The sequence below is a fragment of the Pseudonocardia sp. CA-107938 genome (assembly GCF_050936315.1).
In the GTDB taxonomy this organism is placed as follows: domain Bacteria; phylum Actinomycetota; class Actinomycetes; order Mycobacteriales; family Pseudonocardiaceae; genus Pseudonocardia.
In genome coordinates this window covers 209,227-228,851 of the sequence record NZ_JBNJNA010000002.1, presented here as the reverse complement: position 1 = coordinate 228,851, position 19,625 = coordinate 209,227, and the positions used below count along the sequence as shown (strand labels likewise).

At 73.2% G+C, this 19,625-nt stretch carries 24 protein-coding genes; 14 read left to right on the top strand and 10 right to left on the bottom strand.

Features of this window, described 5'->3' with window-relative positions; translation table 11 throughout:
• Positions 1-37 precede the first annotated feature (37 nt).
• On the top strand, positions 38-913 hold the full coding sequence (gene sigJ / locus ACQEVB_RS33995) for an RNA polymerase sigma factor SigJ (protein WP_432981501.1): 876 nt from the start codon (positions 38-40) through the stop codon (positions 911-913).
• Here sigJ and ACQEVB_RS33990 read toward each other — a convergent pair.
• Entirely contained in the window at positions 910-1,749 is an 840-nt protein-coding gene (locus ACQEVB_RS33990; RefSeq protein WP_432981498.1) for a LysR family transcriptional regulator, read from the bottom strand. The two genes, sigJ and ACQEVB_RS33990, sit on opposite strands and share 4 nt — an antisense overlap.
• Before the next feature lie 94 nt (positions 1,750-1,843).
• Here ACQEVB_RS33990 and ACQEVB_RS33985 point away from each other — a divergent pair, with 94 nt between their 5' ends.
• The gene (locus ACQEVB_RS33985; RefSeq protein ID WP_432981495.1) at positions 1,844-2,569 is read left to right on the top strand and encodes an SDR family oxidoreductase; all 726 of its coding nucleotides are present in this window, start codon (positions 1,844-1,846) and stop codon (positions 2,567-2,569) included.
• Between the two features lies 1 nt (position 2,570).
• Here ACQEVB_RS33985 and ACQEVB_RS33980 read toward each other — a convergent pair whose 3' ends face one another.
• Positions 2,571-3,128 (bottom strand): carboxymuconolactone decarboxylase family protein, encoded by a 558-nt coding sequence (locus ACQEVB_RS33980; RefSeq protein WP_432981492.1) that lies wholly within the window; start codon positions 3,126-3,128, stop codon positions 2,571-2,573.
• 68 nt (positions 3,129-3,196) lie between these two features.
• On the opposite strand from ACQEVB_RS33980, the gene ACQEVB_RS33975 reads away from it, so the two are divergent.
• The 4 genes from ACQEVB_RS33975 (at position 3,197) to ACQEVB_RS33960 (ending at position 6,526) form a co-directional block, all read left to right on the top strand.
• Positions 3,197-4,381, top strand: coding sequence for a winged helix DNA-binding domain-containing protein (locus ACQEVB_RS33975; RefSeq protein ID WP_432981490.1), 1,185 nt, complete (start codon positions 3,197-3,199; stop codon positions 4,379-4,381).
• Entirely contained in the window at positions 4,378-4,971 is a 594-nt protein-coding gene (locus ACQEVB_RS33970) for a GNAT family N-acetyltransferase (protein ID WP_432981487.1), read from the top strand. The genes ACQEVB_RS33975 and ACQEVB_RS33970 overlap by 4 nt, the downstream gene beginning before the upstream one ends.
• Positions 4,972-5,000: 29 nt before the next feature.
• Positions 5,001-5,450, top strand: coding sequence for a MerR family transcriptional regulator (locus ACQEVB_RS33965; RefSeq protein WP_432981484.1), 450 nt, complete (start codon positions 5,001-5,003; stop codon positions 5,448-5,450).
• Positions 5,451-5,548: 98 nt separating this feature from the next.
• Complete coding sequence (locus tag ACQEVB_RS33960; protein ID WP_432981481.1) at positions 5,549-6,526, top strand: aldo/keto reductase; 978 nt, start codon at positions 5,549-5,551, stop codon at positions 6,524-6,526.
• 13 nt (positions 6,527-6,539) lie between these two features.
• Here the strand turns inward: ACQEVB_RS33960 and ACQEVB_RS33955 are convergent, their stop codons facing one another.
• From ACQEVB_RS33955 to ACQEVB_RS33935, 5 genes are all read right to left on the bottom strand, one after another.
• Positions 6,540-7,784 carry a deoxyguanosinetriphosphate triphosphohydrolase gene (locus tag ACQEVB_RS33955; RefSeq protein ID WP_432981478.1) on the bottom strand — a complete coding sequence of 415 codons (1,245 nt, stop codon included), beginning with the start codon at positions 7,782-7,784 and terminating at the stop codon, positions 6,540-6,542.
• The gene (locus ACQEVB_RS33950) at positions 7,781-8,359 is read right to left on the bottom strand and encodes a YdcF family protein (RefSeq protein ID WP_432985432.1); all 579 of its coding nucleotides are present in this window, start codon (positions 8,357-8,359) and stop codon (positions 7,781-7,783) included. The genes ACQEVB_RS33955 and ACQEVB_RS33950 overlap by 4 nt, the downstream gene beginning before the upstream one ends.
• 205 nt (positions 8,360-8,564) lie before the next feature.
• The gene (locus tag ACQEVB_RS33945; protein ID WP_432981475.1) at positions 8,565-9,566 is read right to left on the bottom strand and encodes an XdhC family protein; all 1,002 of its coding nucleotides are present in this window, start codon (positions 9,564-9,566) and stop codon (positions 8,565-8,567) included.
• Between the two features lie 206 nt (positions 9,567-9,772).
• On the bottom strand, positions 9,773-10,378 hold the full coding sequence (locus ACQEVB_RS33940; RefSeq protein WP_432981474.1) for a response regulator: 606 nt from the start codon (positions 10,376-10,378) through the stop codon (positions 9,773-9,775).
• Positions 10,375-11,487, bottom strand: coding sequence for a sensor histidine kinase (locus ACQEVB_RS33935; RefSeq protein WP_432981471.1), 1,113 nt, complete (start codon positions 11,485-11,487; stop codon positions 10,375-10,377). The genes ACQEVB_RS33940 and ACQEVB_RS33935 overlap by 4 nt, the downstream gene beginning before the upstream one ends.
• A 165-nt stretch (positions 11,488-11,652) precedes the next feature.
• Here ACQEVB_RS33935 and ACQEVB_RS33930 point away from each other — a divergent pair, with 165 nt between their 5' ends.
• Genes ACQEVB_RS33930 through ACQEVB_RS33905 form a run of 6 tightly spaced genes read left to right on the top strand, consistent with a single transcriptional unit; the run spans position 11,653 to position 15,918 of the window.
• The gene (locus ACQEVB_RS33930) at positions 11,653-12,957 is read left to right on the top strand and encodes a hemolysin family protein (protein ID WP_432981468.1); all 1,305 of its coding nucleotides are present in this window, start codon (positions 11,653-11,655) and stop codon (positions 12,955-12,957) included.
• Entirely contained in the window at positions 12,954-13,952 is a 999-nt protein-coding gene (locus ACQEVB_RS33925) for a hemolysin family protein (RefSeq protein ID WP_432981465.1), read from the top strand. The genes ACQEVB_RS33930 and ACQEVB_RS33925 overlap by 4 nt, the downstream gene beginning before the upstream one ends.
• A gap of 54 nt (positions 13,953-14,006) precedes the next feature.
• The gene (locus ACQEVB_RS33920) at positions 14,007-14,207 is read left to right on the top strand and encodes a hypothetical protein (protein WP_432981462.1); all 201 of its coding nucleotides are present in this window, start codon (positions 14,007-14,009) and stop codon (positions 14,205-14,207) included.
• 37 nt (positions 14,208-14,244) lie between these two features.
• Complete coding sequence (locus tag ACQEVB_RS33915) at positions 14,245-14,865, top strand: maleylpyruvate isomerase family mycothiol-dependent enzyme (RefSeq protein WP_432981459.1); 621 nt, start codon at positions 14,245-14,247, stop codon at positions 14,863-14,865.
• A 55-nt stretch (positions 14,866-14,920) separates the two neighbouring features.
• Positions 14,921-15,361, top strand: a complete 441-nt coding sequence (locus tag ACQEVB_RS33910; RefSeq protein ID WP_432981456.1) for a hypothetical protein — start codon at positions 14,921-14,923, stop codon at positions 15,359-15,361.
• Positions 15,346-15,918 carry a DUF3558 domain-containing protein gene (locus ACQEVB_RS33905; protein ID WP_432981453.1) on the top strand — a complete coding sequence of 191 codons (573 nt, stop codon included), beginning with the start codon at positions 15,346-15,348 and terminating at the stop codon, positions 15,916-15,918. The genes ACQEVB_RS33910 and ACQEVB_RS33905 overlap by 16 nt, the downstream gene beginning before the upstream one ends.
• 3 nt (positions 15,919-15,921) lie before the next feature.
• Here the strand turns inward: ACQEVB_RS33905 and ACQEVB_RS33900 are convergent, their stop codons facing one another.
• Positions 15,922-17,319, bottom strand: coding sequence for a glycine--tRNA ligase (locus ACQEVB_RS33900; RefSeq protein WP_432981450.1), 1,398 nt, complete (start codon positions 17,317-17,319; stop codon positions 15,922-15,924).
• A gap of 132 nt (positions 17,320-17,451) precedes the next feature.
• On the opposite strand from ACQEVB_RS33900, the gene ACQEVB_RS33895 reads away from it, so the two are divergent.
• Both ACQEVB_RS33895 and ACQEVB_RS33890 read left to right on the top strand, forming a co-directional pair.
• On the top strand, positions 17,452-17,787 hold the full coding sequence (locus tag ACQEVB_RS33895) for an ArsR/SmtB family transcription factor (protein ID WP_432981447.1): 336 nt from the start codon (positions 17,452-17,454) through the stop codon (positions 17,785-17,787).
• The gene (locus ACQEVB_RS33890; protein WP_432981444.1) at positions 17,780-18,430 is read left to right on the top strand and encodes an SRPBCC family protein; all 651 of its coding nucleotides are present in this window, start codon (positions 17,780-17,782) and stop codon (positions 18,428-18,430) included. Before ACQEVB_RS33895 ends, ACQEVB_RS33890 begins: the two co-directional genes overlap by 8 nt.
• Positions 18,431-18,506: 76 nt before the next feature.
• On the opposite strand, the gene ACQEVB_RS33885 is transcribed toward ACQEVB_RS33890, so the two are convergent.
• Together ACQEVB_RS33885 and ACQEVB_RS33880 are read right to left on the bottom strand one after the other, a co-directional pair.
• Positions 18,507-19,148, bottom strand: a complete 642-nt coding sequence (locus ACQEVB_RS33885; protein WP_432981441.1) for a hypothetical protein — start codon at positions 19,146-19,148, stop codon at positions 18,507-18,509.
• Positions 19,149-19,215: 67 nt separating this feature from the next.
• Positions 19,216-19,545 carry an antibiotic biosynthesis monooxygenase family protein gene (locus tag ACQEVB_RS33880; RefSeq protein WP_432981438.1) on the bottom strand — a complete coding sequence of 110 codons (330 nt, stop codon included), beginning with the start codon at positions 19,543-19,545 and terminating at the stop codon, positions 19,216-19,218.
• Between the last annotated feature and the right edge of the window lie 80 nt (positions 19,546-19,625).

Genomic DNA, 19,625 nt, shown 5'->3' with positions numbered 1-19,625 from the left:
ATCACTCGTCCATTCGGCCGAGTGGCAGGCTGGCCGGGTGCCGGCCGATCCCGCAGCGTTCGAGAGTCACCGCGCACACCTCCTGCGCGTCGGCTACCGCAGCACCGGCAGCCTCGTCGACGCCGAGGACGCCGTACAGGACGCGTGGCTGCGCTGGTCCGCGCTGTCGGACGCCGAGCGCGCCGACGTGCGGGACGTCCGCGGCTTCCTGACCACCACGGTCGCCCGGCTGTGCCTGGACCGGCTGCGGTCGGCTGCCGCACGTCGGGAGCGCTACGTCGGGCCGTGGCTGCCCGAACCGCTGCTCACGACGGGTAGGGACGATCCGCTGGCCGCCGTCGTCCAGGACGAGGGGGTGCGGATGGCGGCGATGGTCGTGCTGGAACGGCTGAGCCCGCCGCAGCGCGTCGCCCTGGTGCTGCACGAGGCCCTCGACCTGCCCTACGCCGCCATCGCCGACGTGCTCGACTGCTCCGAGGCCACGGCCCGCCAGCACGCGGCCCGGGCGCGGCGCATCGTCGCGGAGGCCGCGCCCCCGCCTCCGGCCGGCGACGCCGAGCAGGCCGCCGTGCTCACCGCCTTCGCCGCGGCGCTCGCCCGCGCCGACCACGCCGCGCTGGTGTCCCTGCTGCACCCCGACGCCGTCTACCTGGCCGACGGCGGGGGCACGGTGAAGGCCGCGCGCCGGCCGGTGTGCGGGGCCGACAAGGTCGCCCGGCTGCTGCTGGGCTTCCTCCGGAGGTACGGCCCCGAGCTGACGACGGGCTGGACGCCGGTGCTGGTCAACGGCGCCGCCGGCGTCCGCACACAGGCGGGCAGCGACCTGCCGGCGGGCGTGGTCACCATCGCGGTCGTCGACGGCCGGATCAGTGGCATCTACCAGGTGATCAACCCGGCGAAGCTGGCCTGTTAGAGCCGGGTGGCCGTGCGGACGAGGTCGGCGACGGCCCGCGAGCGGCTCTGCGGCGGCCACGCGATCACGGTGGTGATCTCCGGCGCGTCGATCACCGGCACGGCGACGAGGTCGCTGCTCAGGTGGCTCCGGCAGGACTCGGGGAGGATCACCGTGGTGCGCCCGAGCTCGATCAACTGGAACAGCTGCGTCTGGCTGTGCACCTCCGGCCCGGGTCCGGCCGGGTAGCTGCCGCCGGGTTCGGGCCAGCGAGCCATCGGGAGGTCGGGCAGGCCGGTGATCTCGGTCATCGTGAGGAGCGGCCGCACGCTGAGCGGATGCCCGGCCGGCAGGACCGCGACCTGCGCCTGCGTGTCGAGCTCCTCGACGTCGAAGCCGGCCGTCGAGTCGAACGGCCGGTGCAGCAGCGCGACGTCGGCCCGGCCGTCCCGCAGCAGGCCGACCTGCTCACCGATCCCGCACAGCAGCACCTCGACGGGCACGGCGTCCGGCTCGGCGGCGTAGGCGTCGAGCAGCTTCGCGAGCAGCTCCCCGGACGCGCCGGCCTTCGTGACGAGCACGATGCCGGCAGACCCGGTCGCGGCCCGGCGGGTGCGCCGCTCGGCGGCCTCGACGGCGTCGAGCGCCGCCCGGGCCTCGCGCAGGAGCACCGCCCCTGCCTCGGTCAGGCTGACCGCGCGGCTGGTGCGGTGCAGCAGGGTCGCCCCGAGCCGGCGTTCGAGCCGGCCGATCGCGCGCGACAGCGGGGGCTGCGCGATGCCGAGGCGTTGCGCCGCCCGCCCGAAGTGCAGTTCCTCGGCCACGGCGACGAAGTACCGCAGCTCTCGCGTCTCCACCCGATCACCCTACGCGGATCGATACCCGCGGAGTATCGCTGCGCACTCGATCGGTCTTGGCCTTCCCATCAGCTCCACGCGCAGGCTGGAACCCATGAGTGAACGGACGATCGCGCTGGTGACCGGCGCGAACAAGGGCATCGGGTACGAGATCGCGGCCGGCCTGGGCGCGCTCGGGTGGCAGGTCGGGGTCGGCGCCCGCGACGAGGTGCGGCGCGCCGACGCCGTGGCGAAGCTGCGCGCCGGCGGGGCCGACGCGTTCGGCGTGCCGCTCGACGTGACCGACGACGCGAGCGTGGCCGCCGCCGCAGCCTTGATCGAGGAGCACGCCGGCGGCCTCGACGTGCTCGTCAACAACGCCGCGATCACCGGCGGGAGGGTCATGACCCCGACGACTGCCGATCCGGCGACGATGCGGGAGGTCGTCGAGACCAACGTCATCGGCGTCATGCGGGTCACGAACGCGATGCTGCCGATGCTGCGCCGCTCGGCCGCACCGCGGATCGTGAACATGTCCAGCACCGTCGGGTCGCTCACCCTCCAGACCACGCCCGGCGCCGAGACCGGCCCGATCGCCGCCGCCTACTCGCCGTCGAAGACGTTCCTCAACGCCGTCACGGTGCAGTACGCCAAGGAGCTGGCCGACACGAACATCCTGATCAACCTGGCCTGCCCGGGGTACACGGCGACCGACCTCAACGGCTTCCGCGGCGTGCGCACCCCGGCACAGGGCGCAGCGATCGCGATCCACCTCGCGACTCTGCCCGACGACGGGCCGACCGGCGGGTTCTTCGACGACGCCGGCCGGATCGCCTGGTGATCTAGCCCCGCACCTTGCAGGCCGCGTCGAAGCCCTGGTCGGTGATGCCGAGCGCGTGGTAGGTCCGGGCCCGCATGTTCTCCAGCCCGATCTGGGCGGTCAGCTCCACGAGCCCGGCCCTGCCGAACGCGGCCTCGAGCGCGGCGACCTGCTCGTCGGTCACGGTCATCGGCTGCGCGGTCATCGCGTCGGCGTAGGCGATCGCGAGCCGCTCGTGCTCGTCGTAGAGCGGGTGGTCGGCGTAGTCGTCGATGTGCTGCAGGCGGTCGACGTCGAGCCCGTCGAGGCGCTGCAGCATGGTGCCGAAGTCGACGCACCACGAGCAGCCCACCCGCGTCGCGGCGCGGTAGACGGCGAGCTCCCGCACGCGCTTCGGGAGCTGCGTGCAGGCCTTCTCGTAGGCCAGCTCGGCCACGCCGGCCGCCCAGAACACCTTCCGGTTGTTGCGGAGCACCGCGAACGGCTCCGGCACGTCGCCGAGGCGGCGGCGCATGTAGGCGTACATCAGCCGGCCGACCAGCCCGGCCTCGGCTGCGGGAACGGCGGGGATGCGGGGCATCGGAACCTCCATCGTCGGATGTCACCCCTGGGACGGGACAGCGGCCGCGGCCGTGACAAGGTCGGAACGTGACCGCCCCCACCATCGACGACGCCCAGCGGCGCGCCCGGCTGGCGACGCGGCACCGCCTCGTCCCGGCCGAGCGCACCGCGGACCCCGTCGCGATCACCGAGTCGCTGGTGGCGCTGCACTCCAGCGACCCGGTCACCGTCCACCTCTCGGCCGCGGTGCGCATGCCGGAGCCGGCGCTCGGGCCCGTCGAGACGGCGCTGTACGAGGACCGCACGCTGGTGCGGCACCACTCGATGCGCCGCACGCTGTGGGTGTTCGGCCGGGAGACCGCGAACGTCGCCCATCACGCCGCCACCCTCGACGTCCTGCGCCAGCAGCAGAAGCTCCTCGCGAAGGCGCTGGTCGGCGCCGGGATCGCCGATCCGGACGCCTGGTTCGAGAAGGCGGCCGCCGACGTCCTCGCCGTGCTGGCCGATGGCCCGCTCACCGCGCGCGAGATCGGGCAGCTCCTGCCGGGGCTCGCCGAGCTGCGCCTCGACATCGGCCGGGGCCCGCTCGCCGTCCCGCAGCCGGGGCACACCCGGGTGCTGCTGGTGCTGGGCTTCGCCGCCCGCGTGCTGCGCGCCCGCCCCACCGGCACGTGGATCAACGGCCAGTACCGCTGGGCCGCGGCCGACGGGTGGCTGCCCGGCGGCCTCGGCGAGCCACTCGACCCGCGCACCGCGGCAGCCGAACTGGCCCGCCGCTACCTGGCCGCGTTCGGACCCGTGACCACCGCGGACGTGGCCTGGTGGATGAAGTGGACGGTCGCCACCACCAAGCGGGCGCTCGCCGACGTCGGCGCCGTCGAGGTGCGGCTCGACTCCTCGGAGCCCGGCTGGGTGCTGCCCGACGACGTCGATCCGGTGCCCGATCCCGGCCCGTCGGCCGTGCTGCTGCCGGGGCTGGACCCGTCCACGATGGGCTGGAAGCAGCGTGGCTTCCACCTCGACGCCGCGCTGGTCCCGGACCTGTTCGACCGCAACGGCAACGGCGGGCCCGCGATCTGGGTGGACGGCCGGATCGTCGGCGGTTGGGTGCAGCGCAAGGACGGCACGATCCGCACGGAGCTGCTCACCGACGTCGGCGCCGAGCACCGCGCGGAGATCGACCGGGCCGCGCACACGATGGAGGCCCTGCTGGGCGACGTGCGGTTCACCGTGCGCTTCCCGGCACCGATGCAGAAGAGGTTGTTGGCGTGAGGGAGCTTGCGAGCGAACCATCGGCACCGAGTCTGCTTGCCCACCGGCTCACCGACGACGCCACGCTGGAGGCGTTGGAGCCGTGGCAGGCCGCCGAACTGGCGAAGTTCGTGGCGGCGAACAAGGCGCACCTCGACCCGTGGATCCCGCTGGGGCACGTCGTGCACGACGAGGAGACGGCCGAGCGGTTCCTGCGGGCCTACGCCGAGCGGGCAGCCCGCGACGACGGCCGCATCTACGCCATCCGGTCGGCCGGCGAGCTGGTGGGCGGCACGGTGTTCCGCCGGTTCGAGTACGACCGCCGCACCTGCGAGATCGGGGTGTGGCTCGCCGCGTCCGCGACCGGCCGCGGGCTGATCACGCTGGCCTGCCGGGCGATGATCGACTGGGCCGTCCACGCGCGCGGCATGCTCCGCGTCGAGTGGCAGGCGAACCCGGCGAACACGGCCAGCATCGCCGTCGCCCGGCGGCTGGGCATGACGCGCGAGGGTGTCCTGCGGTCTGCGTCGCGGCTCGGTGACCGGCAGCAGGACGTCGAGATGTGGTCGATCCTCGCCGAGGAGTGGAGTTCGCCGCAGCGTTTGCCTTAGAGCGCGCTCGAAGGCCTACCGTCGTCGTCATGACCGCATCGGTGGACGTCGCGACCCCACTGCTCGACCAGGCGATGGCGCGGCTGCAGGCCCAGGAGACCACCGCGCCGCCGGAGGGCAGCACGCTCTCGATCGCGGAGATGGCCGAACGCACCGGGGTCAGCGCGCACACCCTGCGCTACTACGAACGCATCGGGCTGATCCGGGTGGCCCGTGACGCGTCCGGCTACCGCGTCTACAACGCCGCCGACTTCGGCCGGATCGTGTTCCTGACCCGGCTGCGGATGACCGGCATGCCGATCCGCGACCTGCAGCGCTACGTCGCGCTCGCCGAGCAGGGCGACGCGACGGTTCCTGAACGGCAGGCGATGATGCTCGCCCGCCGCGACGCGGTGAAGGCGCAGCTCGCCGAGTTGCAGTTCGCGCTGGAGACCATCGAGTTCAAGATCGCCGTCTACGGCGGAGCCTGCTCCGCCTGACCCGACCTCCCCGTACCCGGCCGACCGGTCGGGCGATTCAGCACGTCATATGAACTGTTCTTCGAGTGAACAGTTCATCTCGGCAACGAGGAGTTCCCATGTCCCTGCCCACCCGTCACCTGGGCACCCTTCCCGTCAGCGCACTCGGCCTCGGCTGCATGGGGATGAGCTACGCCTACGGCACGGCCGACCGCTCCGAGGCGATCTCCACCCTGCACCGCGCGCTCGACCTCGGCGTCACCTTCCTCGACACCGCCGACATCTACGGCGACGGCGCCAACGAGGAGCTGCTGGCCGAAGTGCTGGCCACGCGCCGCGACGAGATCACGCTGGCCACGAAGTTCGGCATCCTGCTCGGCCCCGACGGCATGCCCAACGGGCTCGTCGACGGCAGTCCCACCTACGTGCGGACGGCCGTCGAGAACTCGCTGCGCCGGCTGCAGGTCGACCACATCGACCTCTACTACCAGCACCGGGCCGATCCGTCGGTGCCGATCGAGGAGACCGTCGAGGCGCTGTCGCAGCTCGTCGAGGCCGGCAAGATCAACCACATCGGCCTGTCCGAAGCCTCTGCCGAGACGATCCGCCGGGCGTCGGCCGTCGCCCCGATCACCGCCGTCCAGTCCGAGTGGTCGCTGTTCAGCCGCGACATCGAGGACGAGGTGGTGCCGGTCTGCCGCGAGCTGGGCATCGGGCTCGTCCCGTACAGCCCGCTGGGTCGGGGCATGCTGACCGGTGCGTTCACGGAGTTCGCCGATAGCGACTTCCGCGCCACCCTCCCCCGCTTCCAGGGCGAGAACCTGCAGCGCAACCTCGACGCCGTCGCGACGGTGGAGCGGATCGCCGCCGCCCACGACGCAACAGCCGGCCAGGTGGCGCTCGCGTGGCTGCTCGGGGCCGGCGAGGACGTCGTGCCGATCCCGGGCACCAAGCGCGTCCGCTACCTGGAGGAGAACGTCGGCGCGCTGGACCTGACGCTCACGGCGGAGGAGCGGGCGACGCTCGACGCGCTCGAAGCGGCCGGCGACCGCTACCCCGACATGGGCTGGACGGACCGCGACACCCCGGCGGCCTGAGAACCGCGAGGGTTCAGCGCACCACGGCCGCGTGCCGGGCGATCGCCTGCTGGTCGGTGAGCAGGGCGATCTGGTCGATGACGACGCGGTGCCGCGTCGCGTCGTCATCGGCCAGCGCCCATTCCGCGGCGAACGCCGGGTCCAGCGCGTCCGGCGCCTTGGCCAGCAGCGCCGCGCCCAGCTCGGCGAGCAGCTCGCGCTGGCGGGCCTGCATCGCGAGCCGGACGGGATCGGCCATCACGTACCGCACCGCCACCGCCTTGAGCAGCGCGACCTCGGCCGCGGCGGCCTCCGGCACCACCAGGTCGGCGGCGTAGCGGCCGAGCGGGCGGTCACCGTGCCGCTCGCGGGTGGCGGCCGTGGCGGCCGTGACGAACCGGCCGACGAGGTCGCTGGTCAGCCGCTTGAGCGCGATCTGGCCGGCCGCGCTGCCGAGCGCGTCGCGCTGCGCCACCACCGCCTCGACGGCAGGCAGGGCGAGCAGCTCCCGCCCGGCCGCGGTCAGCGCGTCGGGTTCGCCGCCGAAGAGCCGCGCCGCCAGCTCCACCAGCGCGGCACCCTCCGTCGACGAGGACAGCGCGCCGAGGTCGATGCGGGCGGAGACGATCCCGTCCTCGACGTCGTGCACGGAGTAGGCGACGTCGTCGGCCCAGTCCATGACCTGGGCCTCCAGGCAACGGCGATCGGTCGGGGCGCCCTCGCGGATCCACGCGAACACCGCCGCGTCGTCGGGGTAGGCCCCGTATTTGCGCTGACCGGGCCGCCGCACCCACGGGTACTTGCAGGAGGCGTCGAGCGACGCCCTGGTCAGGTTGAGCCCGCCACCGCCGACCTTGGGTTCGAGGCGGGTGAGGATGCGCAGGGTCTGCGCGTTGCCCTCGAACCCGCCGCACGCGGCGCCGAACTCGTCGAGCGCCTTCTCGCCGTTGTGCCCGAACGGCGGGTGCCCGATGTCGTGGGCGAGCCCGGCCGTGTCGACGACGTCGGGGTCGCACCCGAGGTCCTCGGCGATGCCGCGGCCGATCTGCGCGACCTCCAGCGAGTGCGTCAGCCGGGTGCGCGGCGCCCCGCTCACCTCGGCGCCCTCTCCCGGGCCCACGACCTGCGTCTTCCCGGCCAGGCGGCGCAGCGCCGCGGAGTGCAGCACCCGAGCCCGGTCCCGGGAGAACGGGCTGCGCCGATCCGACGCCGCGGTGCCCTTCGGGGTCTCCGGCGCGATCCTCTCGCGATCGTGGTCGGAGTAGGGGTAGCCGCTCACCCGACGCCGCTCGTCTCCGTGTCCACCGAGGCGTGGGTGAGCTGGTAGTACAGCAGCGCCCCGGTCTCGCGGACGATGTAGCGGAACTGCGTCTCCCTCGTCTGCACGACCGGGCCCGTCCGGGTCGGCGAGGTCCACGCGTCCAGCCCGGAGTCGCGGGCCATCTGCCGGGCGCGCAGCGAGTGCCACGGGTCCGAGACGAGCAGCGCCCTGCGCCAGCCATCCTTGCTCGCGCGGGCGGCGACCGCCTCCAGGCTGCCCAGCGTGTCCGAACCGACGGGCACCGCGACGACCGCGCTCGCCGGCACCCCGCGGTCGAGCAGGTAGCGCCGGCCCGCCTCGGCCTCGGTGAACGAGTCACCGGCCCGGTTTCCGCCCGTCGTGACGATGCGCGGCGCCAACCCCGCCTCCAGCAGCTGCTGGGCGTGCCGCAGGCGGGCGGCGAAGATCGAGCTGGGGTCGCCGTCGTACTGGGCGGCCCCGAGCACGACGACGGCGTCGACGGGGCGCCGGTCGTCGACCCGCGCGACCTGCCAGACCCGGAACGCCGTGCCCCCGACCACCAGCAGCCCCATGAGCAGCGCGCCCACCAGGATCCGCACGATCCAGGCGCCGGCGCCCGGCGACTCCCGGCGCAGGCGTCGGGTACGGGCATCGCGCCACGCGGGCACGGTCACCGCATCCGACGACATGAGTCCCTCCGCACTCGCCCTCCGGTGTCCGATAGTGCCAGGCGCTCCCGGACCCCGACCGGCCGCCCGCACGCGTGGCGAGTCGCGTTCAGGCGCCGATCTGGCCCTCCGCCGCGACGAGCGCCTGCCCGGATCGGCCGGCCCGCGCGGCGATCACCTGCGCCACGATCGACACGGCCGTCTCGGCAGGTGTGCGCGCGCCGAGGTCCAGCCCGACCGGCCCGTGCAGGCGGGCCAGCTCGTCCTCGGTCACGCCGGCCGCGCGCAGCCGCTCCCACCGCGCCGCCTGCGTGCGCCGTGAGCCCAAGGCGCCGATGAACCCGCGGCCGCGGCGCAGCCCCTCGACCAGCGTCGCGTCGAACGCCGGCGCGTGGTCGAGCAGCACCAGCACGTCGGCGTCGCCGAACGCCTCGACGGCGGCCGTCGCGGCGTCGACGTCCGGCTCGTGGCGCACCTGCCAGCCCAGCAGCGCGGCCTGCCCGTCGAGGGCGGCGCCGATCGCGCCCGAGCCGACGACCAGCACGGTCGGCACGGGCACCCACAGATCCAGCAGCAGCTCCGTGTCGCCGGCCGGCACGCGCTCCGTGACGGTCGCGCCGCGGCGCAGCAGCGAACGCGCCGCCTCGACGGCGACGCCGTCGAGCTCCGGGCCGAGGCCACCGGCGGACTCCGCCAGCTCCGGCCCCGTCAGCACCAGCGCCGACGTGCCGTCGAGCGTCGCGACCAGCGCGGCGGGCACCCCACGCTGCAACGCCTCCCCCAGCGCGGTCGCGACCGCCGGAGGCAATGGGTGGCCCAGCAGCGTGGCACCGCCGGCGCAGGCCAGGCCGGCCGCGAGCGCGTCGGGCTCGGCGACGTGGGCCGCGCGCGTCGCCGGCGCAGCCGCCGCGGCAGCGGCCAGCGGCACCGCGGCCGCGTCGAGAGCGCCGCGGTAGAGCGCCCCGGCCACCGCACCCGCCGCCGTCCCGGCGAGCAGCTGCCCGCTCTCCACGGTGCCGAACCCGTGCCGCTCCAGCACCCGCACCACCCCGACCGGCCCCTCCCCGGCCCAGGTGGACAGCGCAGCTCCCAGCTCCCGCAGATCAGTCACCGACGGACCCTAACCCCGCACGCCCCGCCGTCCCGGAATCCACATCTCCCCGTCCCGATTTCCACGACTCGCCGGCACGGTTTCCACGACTCGCGGGGCCGCCTCGGGTCACCGCGCGAGTCGCGGTTTCCGTGTCGGCGAGTCGTGGTTCTCGCGTCGGCGAGTTGTGGATTCCGTGAGGCTGAGATGCGGAATTCGGATCGAGGTCAGAGCCAGCCGCGCTCGTCCGCCAGCCGGACGGCCTCGGCGCGGGTGCGCGCGCCGGTCTTGCCGATGGCGTTGGAGAGGTGGTTGCGGACGGTGCCCTCCGACAGGTGCAGGGTGGCGGCGATGTCGGCGACGGTGGCCCCATCGGTGGCGGCGACGAGGACGTCGTGCTCGCGCGGGGTCAGCGGGCTGGTGCCGCTGGACAGGGACTCGGCAGCGAGCGCCGGGTCCACGACGCGCAGCCCCGCGTGCACCCGCCGGACGGCGTCGGCGAGCTGCTCGGGCGGCGCATCCTTGACGACGAAGCCGCTGGCGCCCGCCCGCATGGCGCGCGCGAGGTAGCCGGGTCGGCCGAACGTGGTCAGGACGACGACCCGGCACCCGGGCAGCGCGGCCCGCAGCTCCTGCGCGGCGGTGAGCCCGTCGCCGTCGGGCATCTGCACGTCGAGCAGGGCGACGTCGGGACGGGCAGCGCGTGCCGCCGGCACCACCGCCGACCCGGTGCCGACCTGGGCCACGATCTCGATGTCGCTCTCCAGCCCGAGCATCGCGGCGAGCGCACCGCGGACCATCGCCTGGTCGTCGGCCAGCAGGACCCGGATCACCGCAGCGCCCCCTTGGGTGCCGGAGCGACCTCGGCGCGCAGCCGGTAGCCCCCGCTCGGTGTCGGACCCGCGTCCACCCAGCCGCCGACGGCGGCGACCCGTTCCGCGAGCCCGCGCAGCCCGTTCCCGGACGGCGTGCCAGCGGGGCTGCCCACCCCGTCGTCGACGATCTCGATCGACTCCGGGCTCAGCCGCACGGTGACGGTGCTGGCGCCGCTGTGCCGGATGACGTTGGTGACGCCCTCGCGCAGCACGTACGCGAAGGCGTGCTGGCGATCCGCCGGCACGTCGTCGACGGCGACGGGCATCTCAGCGGTGATACCGGCGGCACGCAGCGCCTCGCGGCCGGTCGCGATCTCCCGCGGCAGCGACGCGACCCGGTTGGCCGCCACGGTGGACCGCACGTCGGCGAGCGCCTGCCGCCCCAGCGTCTCGACGTCGGTGACCTCGACGGCGGCCCGGTCGTGCTCGCCGTGCTCGAGCAGCCGCCGGGCCAGCGCGGCCTTGACGGTGATGGTGGTGAGGCTGTGCCCGAGCACGTCGTGCAGGTCGCGGGCCATCCGCTCGCGTTCCGCGGTGACGGCGAGCCGGGCCAGTTCCTCGCGGGCCGCGCGCAGCTCGGAGTTGATGCGGATGAGCCCGAACATCCCGATCTGGGCCATCGTGATCGCCGCCATCCCGATGAGGTCACCGAGTTCCAGCGTGCCGCGCACCAGCCAGACGAACCCGGCGGCGGCCACGGCGGTGAGCACGGCCGCGAGCCCGCCCCACCGCTTCGGCAGCACGGCCAGCACCGACACGACGAGGAAGCTGAGCGCGATCACCCCGGTGCCCTCGACCGCCATGGTCGTCCACAGCGCCCCCATCGCGAGCACCAGCCCGGCCGACCACCAGCCCGTCCGGTCCCGGAACATCGCCTCGTACAGCCCGAACACGTACAGCAGCGCGTACGCGAGCACGCCGAGCGTGAGCAGCACGCGCTGCCACTGGGGATGCATCGAGGTGGCCGCGACGATCGTGGGAACGGTCAGCACAAGCGCCCAACCGCCGGCGACGACGTACCACCGGGGGCGGGTCAGGTGGCGGAAGTCCGGACCAGGTTCGGCCATGGATCCACGATAGGTGCAGGTCACGCGGCCCACCCATGACGTCCGTCAGGACAGGAGACGGAACCTGGAGGATCATCGACTCGTTGCACGGTCGAGGAACTTCCGAGGAACGGAGCCGATGGACCCCGCCTGCAGTACCGGCACCGCCCACGACGGGCGGACCGCATGACCCTGCTCTCGATCCTGCTCGGCGTCCTCGTCGTGCTGGTGATCACCGTGTTCACCGGCTGGTTCGTCGCCCAGGAGTTCGGCTACATGGCCGTCGACCGGTCGCGGCTGAAGGCGCGGGCCGCGGCGGGTGACGCCACGGCCGACCGCGCGCTCGGCGTCACCCGGCGCACCTCCTTCATGCTGTCGGGCGCCCAGCTCGGCATCACCGTCACCGGTCTGCTGGCCGGCTACGTCGCGGAACCGCTGATCGGCGACGGGGTGGGTGAGCTGCTCGGCGGCTCCGGCGCCGGGGTGGCGGTGGGTGCCGCACTGGCCCTCGTGATCGTCACCGTCGTGCAGATGGTGATCGGCGAGCTGGCCCCCAAGAACCTCGCGATCGCCCGACCCGAGCCGGTGGCCCGCGCGCTGGCCCTGTCCACGTCGCTCTACCTGGCGACGTTCGGCTGGCTGATCCGGATCTTCGACGCGGCCTCGAACCTGCTGCTGCGCGCTCTGCGCATCGAGCCCGTGCACGACGTCGAGCACGCCGCCACCCCGCGCGACCTGGAGGCGATCATCGACGAGTCCCGCGGCAGCGGCGACCTCGACGACGACCTCTCCGTGCTGCTCGACCGCGTGCTCGACTTCACCGACCGCACCGCCGCGGCCGCGATGATCCCCCGCCCGCGGGTCACCACCGTGCGGGCGGGCGCCACCCTCGCCGAGCTCGTCGGCGTGCTGGCGTCGGGGCACTCGCGGCTCCCCGTGCTCGGCGCCACGCCCGAGGACGTCGTCGGCGTGGTCTGCCTGCGCGACGTGCTGGCCGCCGAGGAGCGGCCCGACGCGGACGGGCTCCAGGTCAGCGACATCGCCCGGCGGCCGGTGCTGGTTCCGGCCAGCCTGCCGCTGCCCGCAGTGCTGGACGAGCTGCGCGCGGCCGGCGAGGAGCTCGCCGTCGTCGTCGACGAGTACGGCGGGATGGCCGGGGTGATCACCGTCGAGGACATCGCAGAGGAGCTGGTCGGCGAGATCACCGACGAGCACGACGCGGCCGGCACCGACCGCACCGCCGTCGGCGACGGCGAGTGGACGGCGCCGGGCACGCTGTCCGTCGAGGAGGTGGAGCGGCTGATCGACGCGGACCTGCCCGCCGGGGAGTACCGCACGATCGGCGGGCTCGTGATCGCGCACCTGCAGCGGCTGCCGCAGGTCGGCGACGCGGTCGCGGTGCCCGTCCACGGGCGGGTCCTCACCGTCACCGTCACCGCGGTGGACCGGCGGGTGCCGGCCACCGTCCGGCTCGCCTGGGAGCAGTCGTGACCACCACGTGGGCCCTCATCGTCTCCGCGGCGCTGGTCGCGCTGTCGGCGTTCTTCGTCGCGATCGAGTTCGCGCTGGTCGCGGCGCGGCGGCACCGGCTGGAGGAGGCCGCCGCGACGAGCGCATCGGCCCGTGCCGCGCTGCGCAGCGCCCAGGACCTGTCGCTGCTGCTCGCCGGTTCCCAGCTCGGCATCACGCTGTGCACCGTCGGGCTCGGCGCGGTCGGCAAGCCTGCGGTCGAGGCACTGCTGGAACCGCTGTTCGGCGGTCTCGGGGAGCCCGCCGCGACGATCGTCGCGTTCCTGCTGTCGCTGCTCGTCGTGACGTTCGTGCACCTGGTGGTCGGCGAGATGGCGCCGAAGTCGTGGGCGATCGCGCACCCGGAGCGCTCGGCCACGCTGCTCGCGCTGCCCATTCGCGGGTTCATGGTGCTCACCCGTCCGCTGCTCGTGGGGCTCAACGCGCTGGCCAACGGCCTGCTGCGGCTCGTCGGCGTCGAACCCGTCAACGAGCTCGCGGGCGGCCGCAACCGCGACGACCTGCGCCAGCTCGTCGACCACTCCGCCACCGCCGGCGCGCTCGACGAGGCGCGCCACGACCAGCTCGTGACCGCGCTGGAACTGGACGCCGCACCCCTGCAGGAGCTGGCCCGGCCGCGCGCCGGCATGGCCTCCGTGTCGGCGACCGCCACGCCGGCGGACATCCGGGCCGTGGCGCGCGCGAGCGGGCACCTGCGGTTGTTCGTCGTCGACGGCGACGGGCGTCCGACCGGGTTCGTGCACGTCCGCGACGCGCTCGCCGTCCCCGCCGGCACCACCGCCGCGGACCTGCGCCGGCCCCTGCCCGTCCTCGCTGCCGACCAGCCCGTCCACGACGCCCTCCGCGCCATGCGCGAGGAACGCAACCACCTCGCGCTCGTCGCGGCGGGCGGCGCGGAGCCCACCGGCTTCGTCACGTTGCAGGACCTGCTCGACCGGCTCCTGCCCGCGAGGTAGCCCCTTCGGGCGAACCACCCTGCTCGTGGCCGCCGGAGGCCCTACCCTGCGCCGATGACCGCCCCCATCCTGCGTCCCGCCCAGCTCGACGCGGACGCGTTGCAGAAGGTGCGCACGCTGGAGGAGCAGCTGGGCTGCCCGCTCGTCGCGTACACGCCGCAGTACCCGTACGCCCCGCTGACCGCCGAACAGGTCGCCGCCGTCCAGCGCGCGGAGAGCGAGCTGGGCGTGCAACTGCTCGCCTACCGCGGCTGAGCGATGAGATCGGCGGCCGAGGCTGGTCGTCATCGTCGTGACCGACGAGATCAGATCCGCCGTGGCCGCAGAGCGGCGCGCACTGGTTGACCTGTACGCCTCCCTCACCCCGGAGCAGTGGCGGACGGCGAGCCTGTGCGCCGGCTGGCACGTGCACGAGGTGCTGGCGCACACGACGATGCCCTACCGCTACTCGCTGCCCCGCTTCGTGCTGGAGATGGCGCGCTCGCGCGGCAACTTCAACCGCATGTCCGACCGCCGGGCCAAGGCCGACGCGGCGGCGCTCTCCCCTGCCCAGCTCGTCGACGTGCTGCGCGCCAACATCGACCACCCGTGGACCCCGCCCGGAGGCGGCCCGCTCGGCGCCCTGTCGCACGACGTCATCCACGGATTGGACGTGTCGGTCCCGCTCGGCCGCGCCGACGACACGTCCGTCGAGCGGGTCGTCATGGTGCTCGGCGGGCTGTCGGTGAAGTCGGCCCGCTACTTCGGCGTCGACCTCGACGGCGTACGGCTGGAAGCGACCGACACCGACTGGACCTTCGGTGACGGCACCCTCGTCCAGGGCCGTGCCCGCGACCTCCTGCTCCTGACCTGCGGACGGCACCTCCCCGCCGGAACCCTCACCGGCCCCGGCGCGGAGCGGTTCGGCGGCTGACACCGGTTCTCCCGAACCGCCCCCGCCGCGCCGCCCCGGCTTCTACGCTGAGGCCATGGGGAGCTACGAAGGCGACGCGGCGGGGATGGTCGACGCCGCGGTGGCCAAGGCCCACGCCGACGCCGCGGGGCTCCGGGTGGACGCGGAGAACGTGCTGTACGTGCGGAAGGCGATCCTGGAGGAGTACGAGGAGCTCAAGGCGACCCTTGATCAAGAGGGCCAAGACCTCGGGTACAAGTCCCATCTGTACGGCGGCGATCCCGTCTCGGCTGATGCGGCGATTGCGTTCCCCGAACGCGTGTCGCGGTTGATCGGCGAGTGTCACCAGCATGTGAACGAGCTGCTCGACATGGCCACCAAACTCGAAGCAGCCGCAAAGGCATACCACTACACCGACGATGAGATCGCGGCGATGACGCCACAAGCTCAGGTGGCGTCCGTCGCCGCGATCAATGCGACGCTGGGTACATTCCTCCGCCCGTGGGAAAGGACATGAGGCGGGCGCCCTTCATGGGAGCAATCACCGCTGCGCTGATCGTGACCGGTTGCTCCGCCGGCGTTGCGGGCTCGCCGGCACCGAGCAATCCGCCAGTGACGCCCGGACCGCCGGCCGCCGAGCCCGCGATGCCAGGCACCCGGTCAATCGACATGACCACATTCGACTTCTGTACAGCGATCAGCCCTGCCCAGGCGCAGAGTCTCGAGGTGAAGGGTCCCCGGCCCGGAACCTCGCCGTCCGGAACACGATCCTGCGTCTGGACTCACTATCTGTCGGAACCCGTCGGCTCCTACCTGGTCTCAGGCGGGAACATCGGTATCGACGCCATGAACGCCGTCGGCGGGGAGTTCATGGTCGGTCGCTACCGTGCAGTGATCGCGCGCAGCAGCATCACCGACTTCGAGAAGGAATGCTCCATCCTCCTCGATGTCAGGCCGGGACAATCTCTGCAGGTCAGCTTCACCTACAGCGGCTCCCAACGCATGACCCACGACCTGGCCTGCCAGAAGGCCCGCCCGGTGGCCGAGATGGTGGTGCAGAACCTCGGCCCCTGACCCTCAGCAGCCGATCAGCCGCGCCGCCAGCCAGCCTTCGACTTCGGCGAGGGGGATGCGTTCCTGCGCCATGCTGTCGCGTTCGCGGATGGTGACGGCGTCGTCGGTGAGGGTGTCGAAGTCGACGGTGACGCAGAACGGGGTGCCGATCTCGTCCTGGCGGCGGTAGCGGCGGCCGATGGCGCCGGCGTCGTCGAAGTCGACGTTCCAGTGCTTGCGCAGGGTGGCGGCCAGCTCGCGGGCCTTCGGCGAGAGCTCGGCGTTGCGCGACAGCGGCAGCACCGCGACCTTGACGGGTGCGAGCCGCCGGTCGAGGTGAAGCACGACGCGGGTGTCGGTGCCGCCCTTCGCGGTGGGCACCTCCTCCTCGTCGTAGGCCTCGATGAGGAACGCCATCATCGAGCGGCCCACGCCAGCGGCGGGTTCGATGACGTAGGGGCGGTAGCGGGTGTTGGTGGCCTGGTCGAGGGACGACAGGTCGACGCCGGAGTGGTTGGAGTGCGCCGTCAGGTCGAAGTCGGTGCGGTTGGCGATGCCTTCCAGCTCGCCCCATTCCTGGCCGGTGAACTCAAACCGGTACTCGATGTCGACGGTGCGCTTCGAGTAGTGGGAGAGCTTCTCCTTGGGGTGCTCGTAGTGGCGCAGGTTGTCGCGGGAGATGCCCAGGTCGACGTACCACTCGGTGCGCTGGTCGATCCAGTACTGGTGCAGTTCCTCGTCGCTGCCGGGCTCGACGAAGTACTCCATCTCCATCTGCTCGAACTCGCGGGTGCGGAAGATGAAGTTGCCCGGGGTGATCTCGTTGCGGAAGCTCTTGCCGATCTGGCCGATGCCGAACGGCGGCTTGCGGCGCGCGGTGGTCTGCACGTTGAGGAAGTTGATGAAGATGCCCTGCGCGGTCTCGGGGCGCAGGTAGGCGAGGCCTTCCTCGGACTTCACCGGGCCGAGGTAGGTCTCGAGCATCATGTTGAAGTCCTGCGGCGCGGTGTACTGGCCGCGGGTGCCGCAGTGGGGGCACGGGACGTCGGAGAGGTCGTCCTCGCTCGCGGCCTTGCCGGTGCGCTCGGTGTACTCCTCGGCGAGCTGGTCGGCGCGGAACCGCTTGTGGCAGGAGAGGCACTCGACGAGCGGGTCGTTGAACGTGCCGACGTGACCGGACGCCACCCACACCTGGCGGGGCAGGATCACCGAGCTGTCGAGGCCGACGACGTCCTCGCGGCCGGTGACCATGAACTTCCACCACTGCCGCTTGACGTTCTCCTTGAGCTCGACGCCGAGGGGGCCGTAGTCCCAGGCAGACCGGGTTCCGCCGTAGATCTCGCCCGACGCGAAGACGAATCCGCGCCGCTTGGCGAGCGCGACGATTTTCTCGATCTTGCCGGAAGAGGGCTTGCTGGCCACGGGGAACGCTCCAGGACTGCGGACGGGAGGAGAAGAGCTACCAGCCTACCGAGGGCCCGACGGCGACCGTCGCCCAGTTCCCCCGCTATCTCACGCTTGACTTATATAAGCTGACACTTCTACTCTCGGTCCGTGCACGCGTTCGACGTACTGGGTGATCCCGTCCGGCGCCGCATCCTGGAGCTCCTCGGCGACGGCGAGCTGACCTCCGGCGCGGTGTCTGCGGTGATCCGGGAGGAGTTCGGGATCTCCCAGCCCGCGGTCTCCCAACACCTCAAGGTGCTGCGCGAGAACGGTTTCGCGAGCGTGCAGGCCGAGGGCACCCGGCGCATCTACGCCGTGGCACCCGAGGCGCTGCGGGAGGTCGACGCCTGGCTCGACCGCTTCCGCCACTTCTGGACCCCTCACCTCGACGCGTTGGCGACCGAGATCGCCCGCGGCAAGCGAGAACGGAGACGAGATGCCTGAACCCACCGTTGCGGGCGGCGTGAGCGACGTCCGCCGCACGCTCGGCACCCGCACCCTGGAGGCCGGCGAGGCGAAGGTCGCCACGATCAGCCGCGCCTACCCCACCACCGTCGACGACCTGTGGGACGCCTGCACCAACCCGCGCCGGCTGCCGCGCTGGTTCCTGCCGGTCGAGGGCGAGCTCGCCGTGGGTGGGAAGTACCAGCTGGCCGGCAACGCCGGCGGCACCGTCGAGCGATGCGACGCGCCGCACTCGTTCGCCGCCACCTGGGAGTACGGCGGCGACGTCAGCTGGATCGAGGTGACCCTGACCCCGGAGGGGGACGGCGCGCGCCTCACCCTGGAGCACGTCGCCCACGTGAACGACGACGCGCGGTGGGCGCAGTACGGGCCGGGTGCGGTCGGCGTGGGCTGGGACCTCGCGCTGAGCAGCGGGCTCGCCCGGCACATCGAGACCGGCGAGAGCGTCGATCCCGCCGCGGCCGAGGCGTGGACGGGATCGCCGGAGGGCGTCGCGTTCATCAGCGCCGCCAGCGCGGGCTGGGCGCAGGCGTGGATCGCCGAGGGCTGGCCGGCCGAGGACGCGCTCGCGGCCGCCGCCCGCACCACGGCGTTCTACACGGGACAGCCGGAACCGGCCTGACCCGCAGACCTCACACAGCGCGCGGCCACCGCACACAGGTTGCACCCTGTGTGCGGTGGCCGCGGGGTGTGTGACGTCAGGTTTCCTCGAAGCCCGCGCGGTCGATGCGGCGGTGGTAGCGCATGCCGGCCAGCCCGCCGAGCAGGGCGCCCAGGAGGGCCGCGCCGAGGGCGAGCAGGCCAGCGACGACGGCGGCGGCCGTGAACGCCTCGGGGAGGGTCGGGAGCGCCGGCAGCCCGTTGGCCATCGACGGGTCGGTGAAGCGCAGGCCGGTGGCCAGGCCCAGCAGCGTGACGACGGCGGCGACGATCAGCGACCACAGCCACACGGCGAAGCCCTGCTTGACGCCGTCGAACCGGGCCATGCGCCCGGCGACGTAGCCGCCGGCGAGGTAGGCGACGAACAGAACGGCCAGCACGACGATGCCGGCCGTGATGCCGTAGCCGGTGAGCGCCGCGGGGGTGGTCAGGCCGGCGAGGCCGCCGATGGCGGCGGCGACAGCCGTCAGCAGGACGGCCGTGCCCATGGCGGTGAGCCAGCCGAAGAACGCCGAACCCCACCTGATCCCGCCGAAGGCCAGCCGCTGACGGGCGACGGTGGTGCGCCGGTCGGGCATGACGGTCGTGGGCTGCTCGGCGACGCGCCGTTCGGCGCGGGTCGGGCCTGTGGGGTCGAGGGGGCGCGCTGCGTTCGGCGTCGCATCCGATGCGGTCGACATGGACGGTTCCCTCCGGTGCTCGGTGACCTCCCCGGGGTACCCCGAGGTGGGCCACTTCACACAGAGGTCACTCGGCCAGGAGGCTCTCGTGCTCGGTCACGGTGCCGTCGTGCGCCGCGACGAGCGTCTCGAAGGTGGCCGGCTCGTCGGCCAGCGCCTGCGCAAGCAGCGGCACGACGTGCTCGCGCACGGGGAACGGGCTCAGCGCGCGACGGTAGGCGTCGACGGAGGCGAAGCGGACGGTGAGCGTCCAGCGCCCCTGGTCCTCGATCGCGCGGCCCAGCTCGCCGCCGAGGCACCCCGGCTGCGCGCTGAGCAGTTCCAGGGCCGTGCGGGCGCGCTGCCGGAACTCCGGCACGTCATCAGGAGTGACGGCGAAGCGGCACACGAGCAGCATCGCCCGAGTATGTCGCCGGCACGCCTACGATGGACGGGCGGCCCGAACATCGACGCACGGCACGAACACACCGGAGGCGT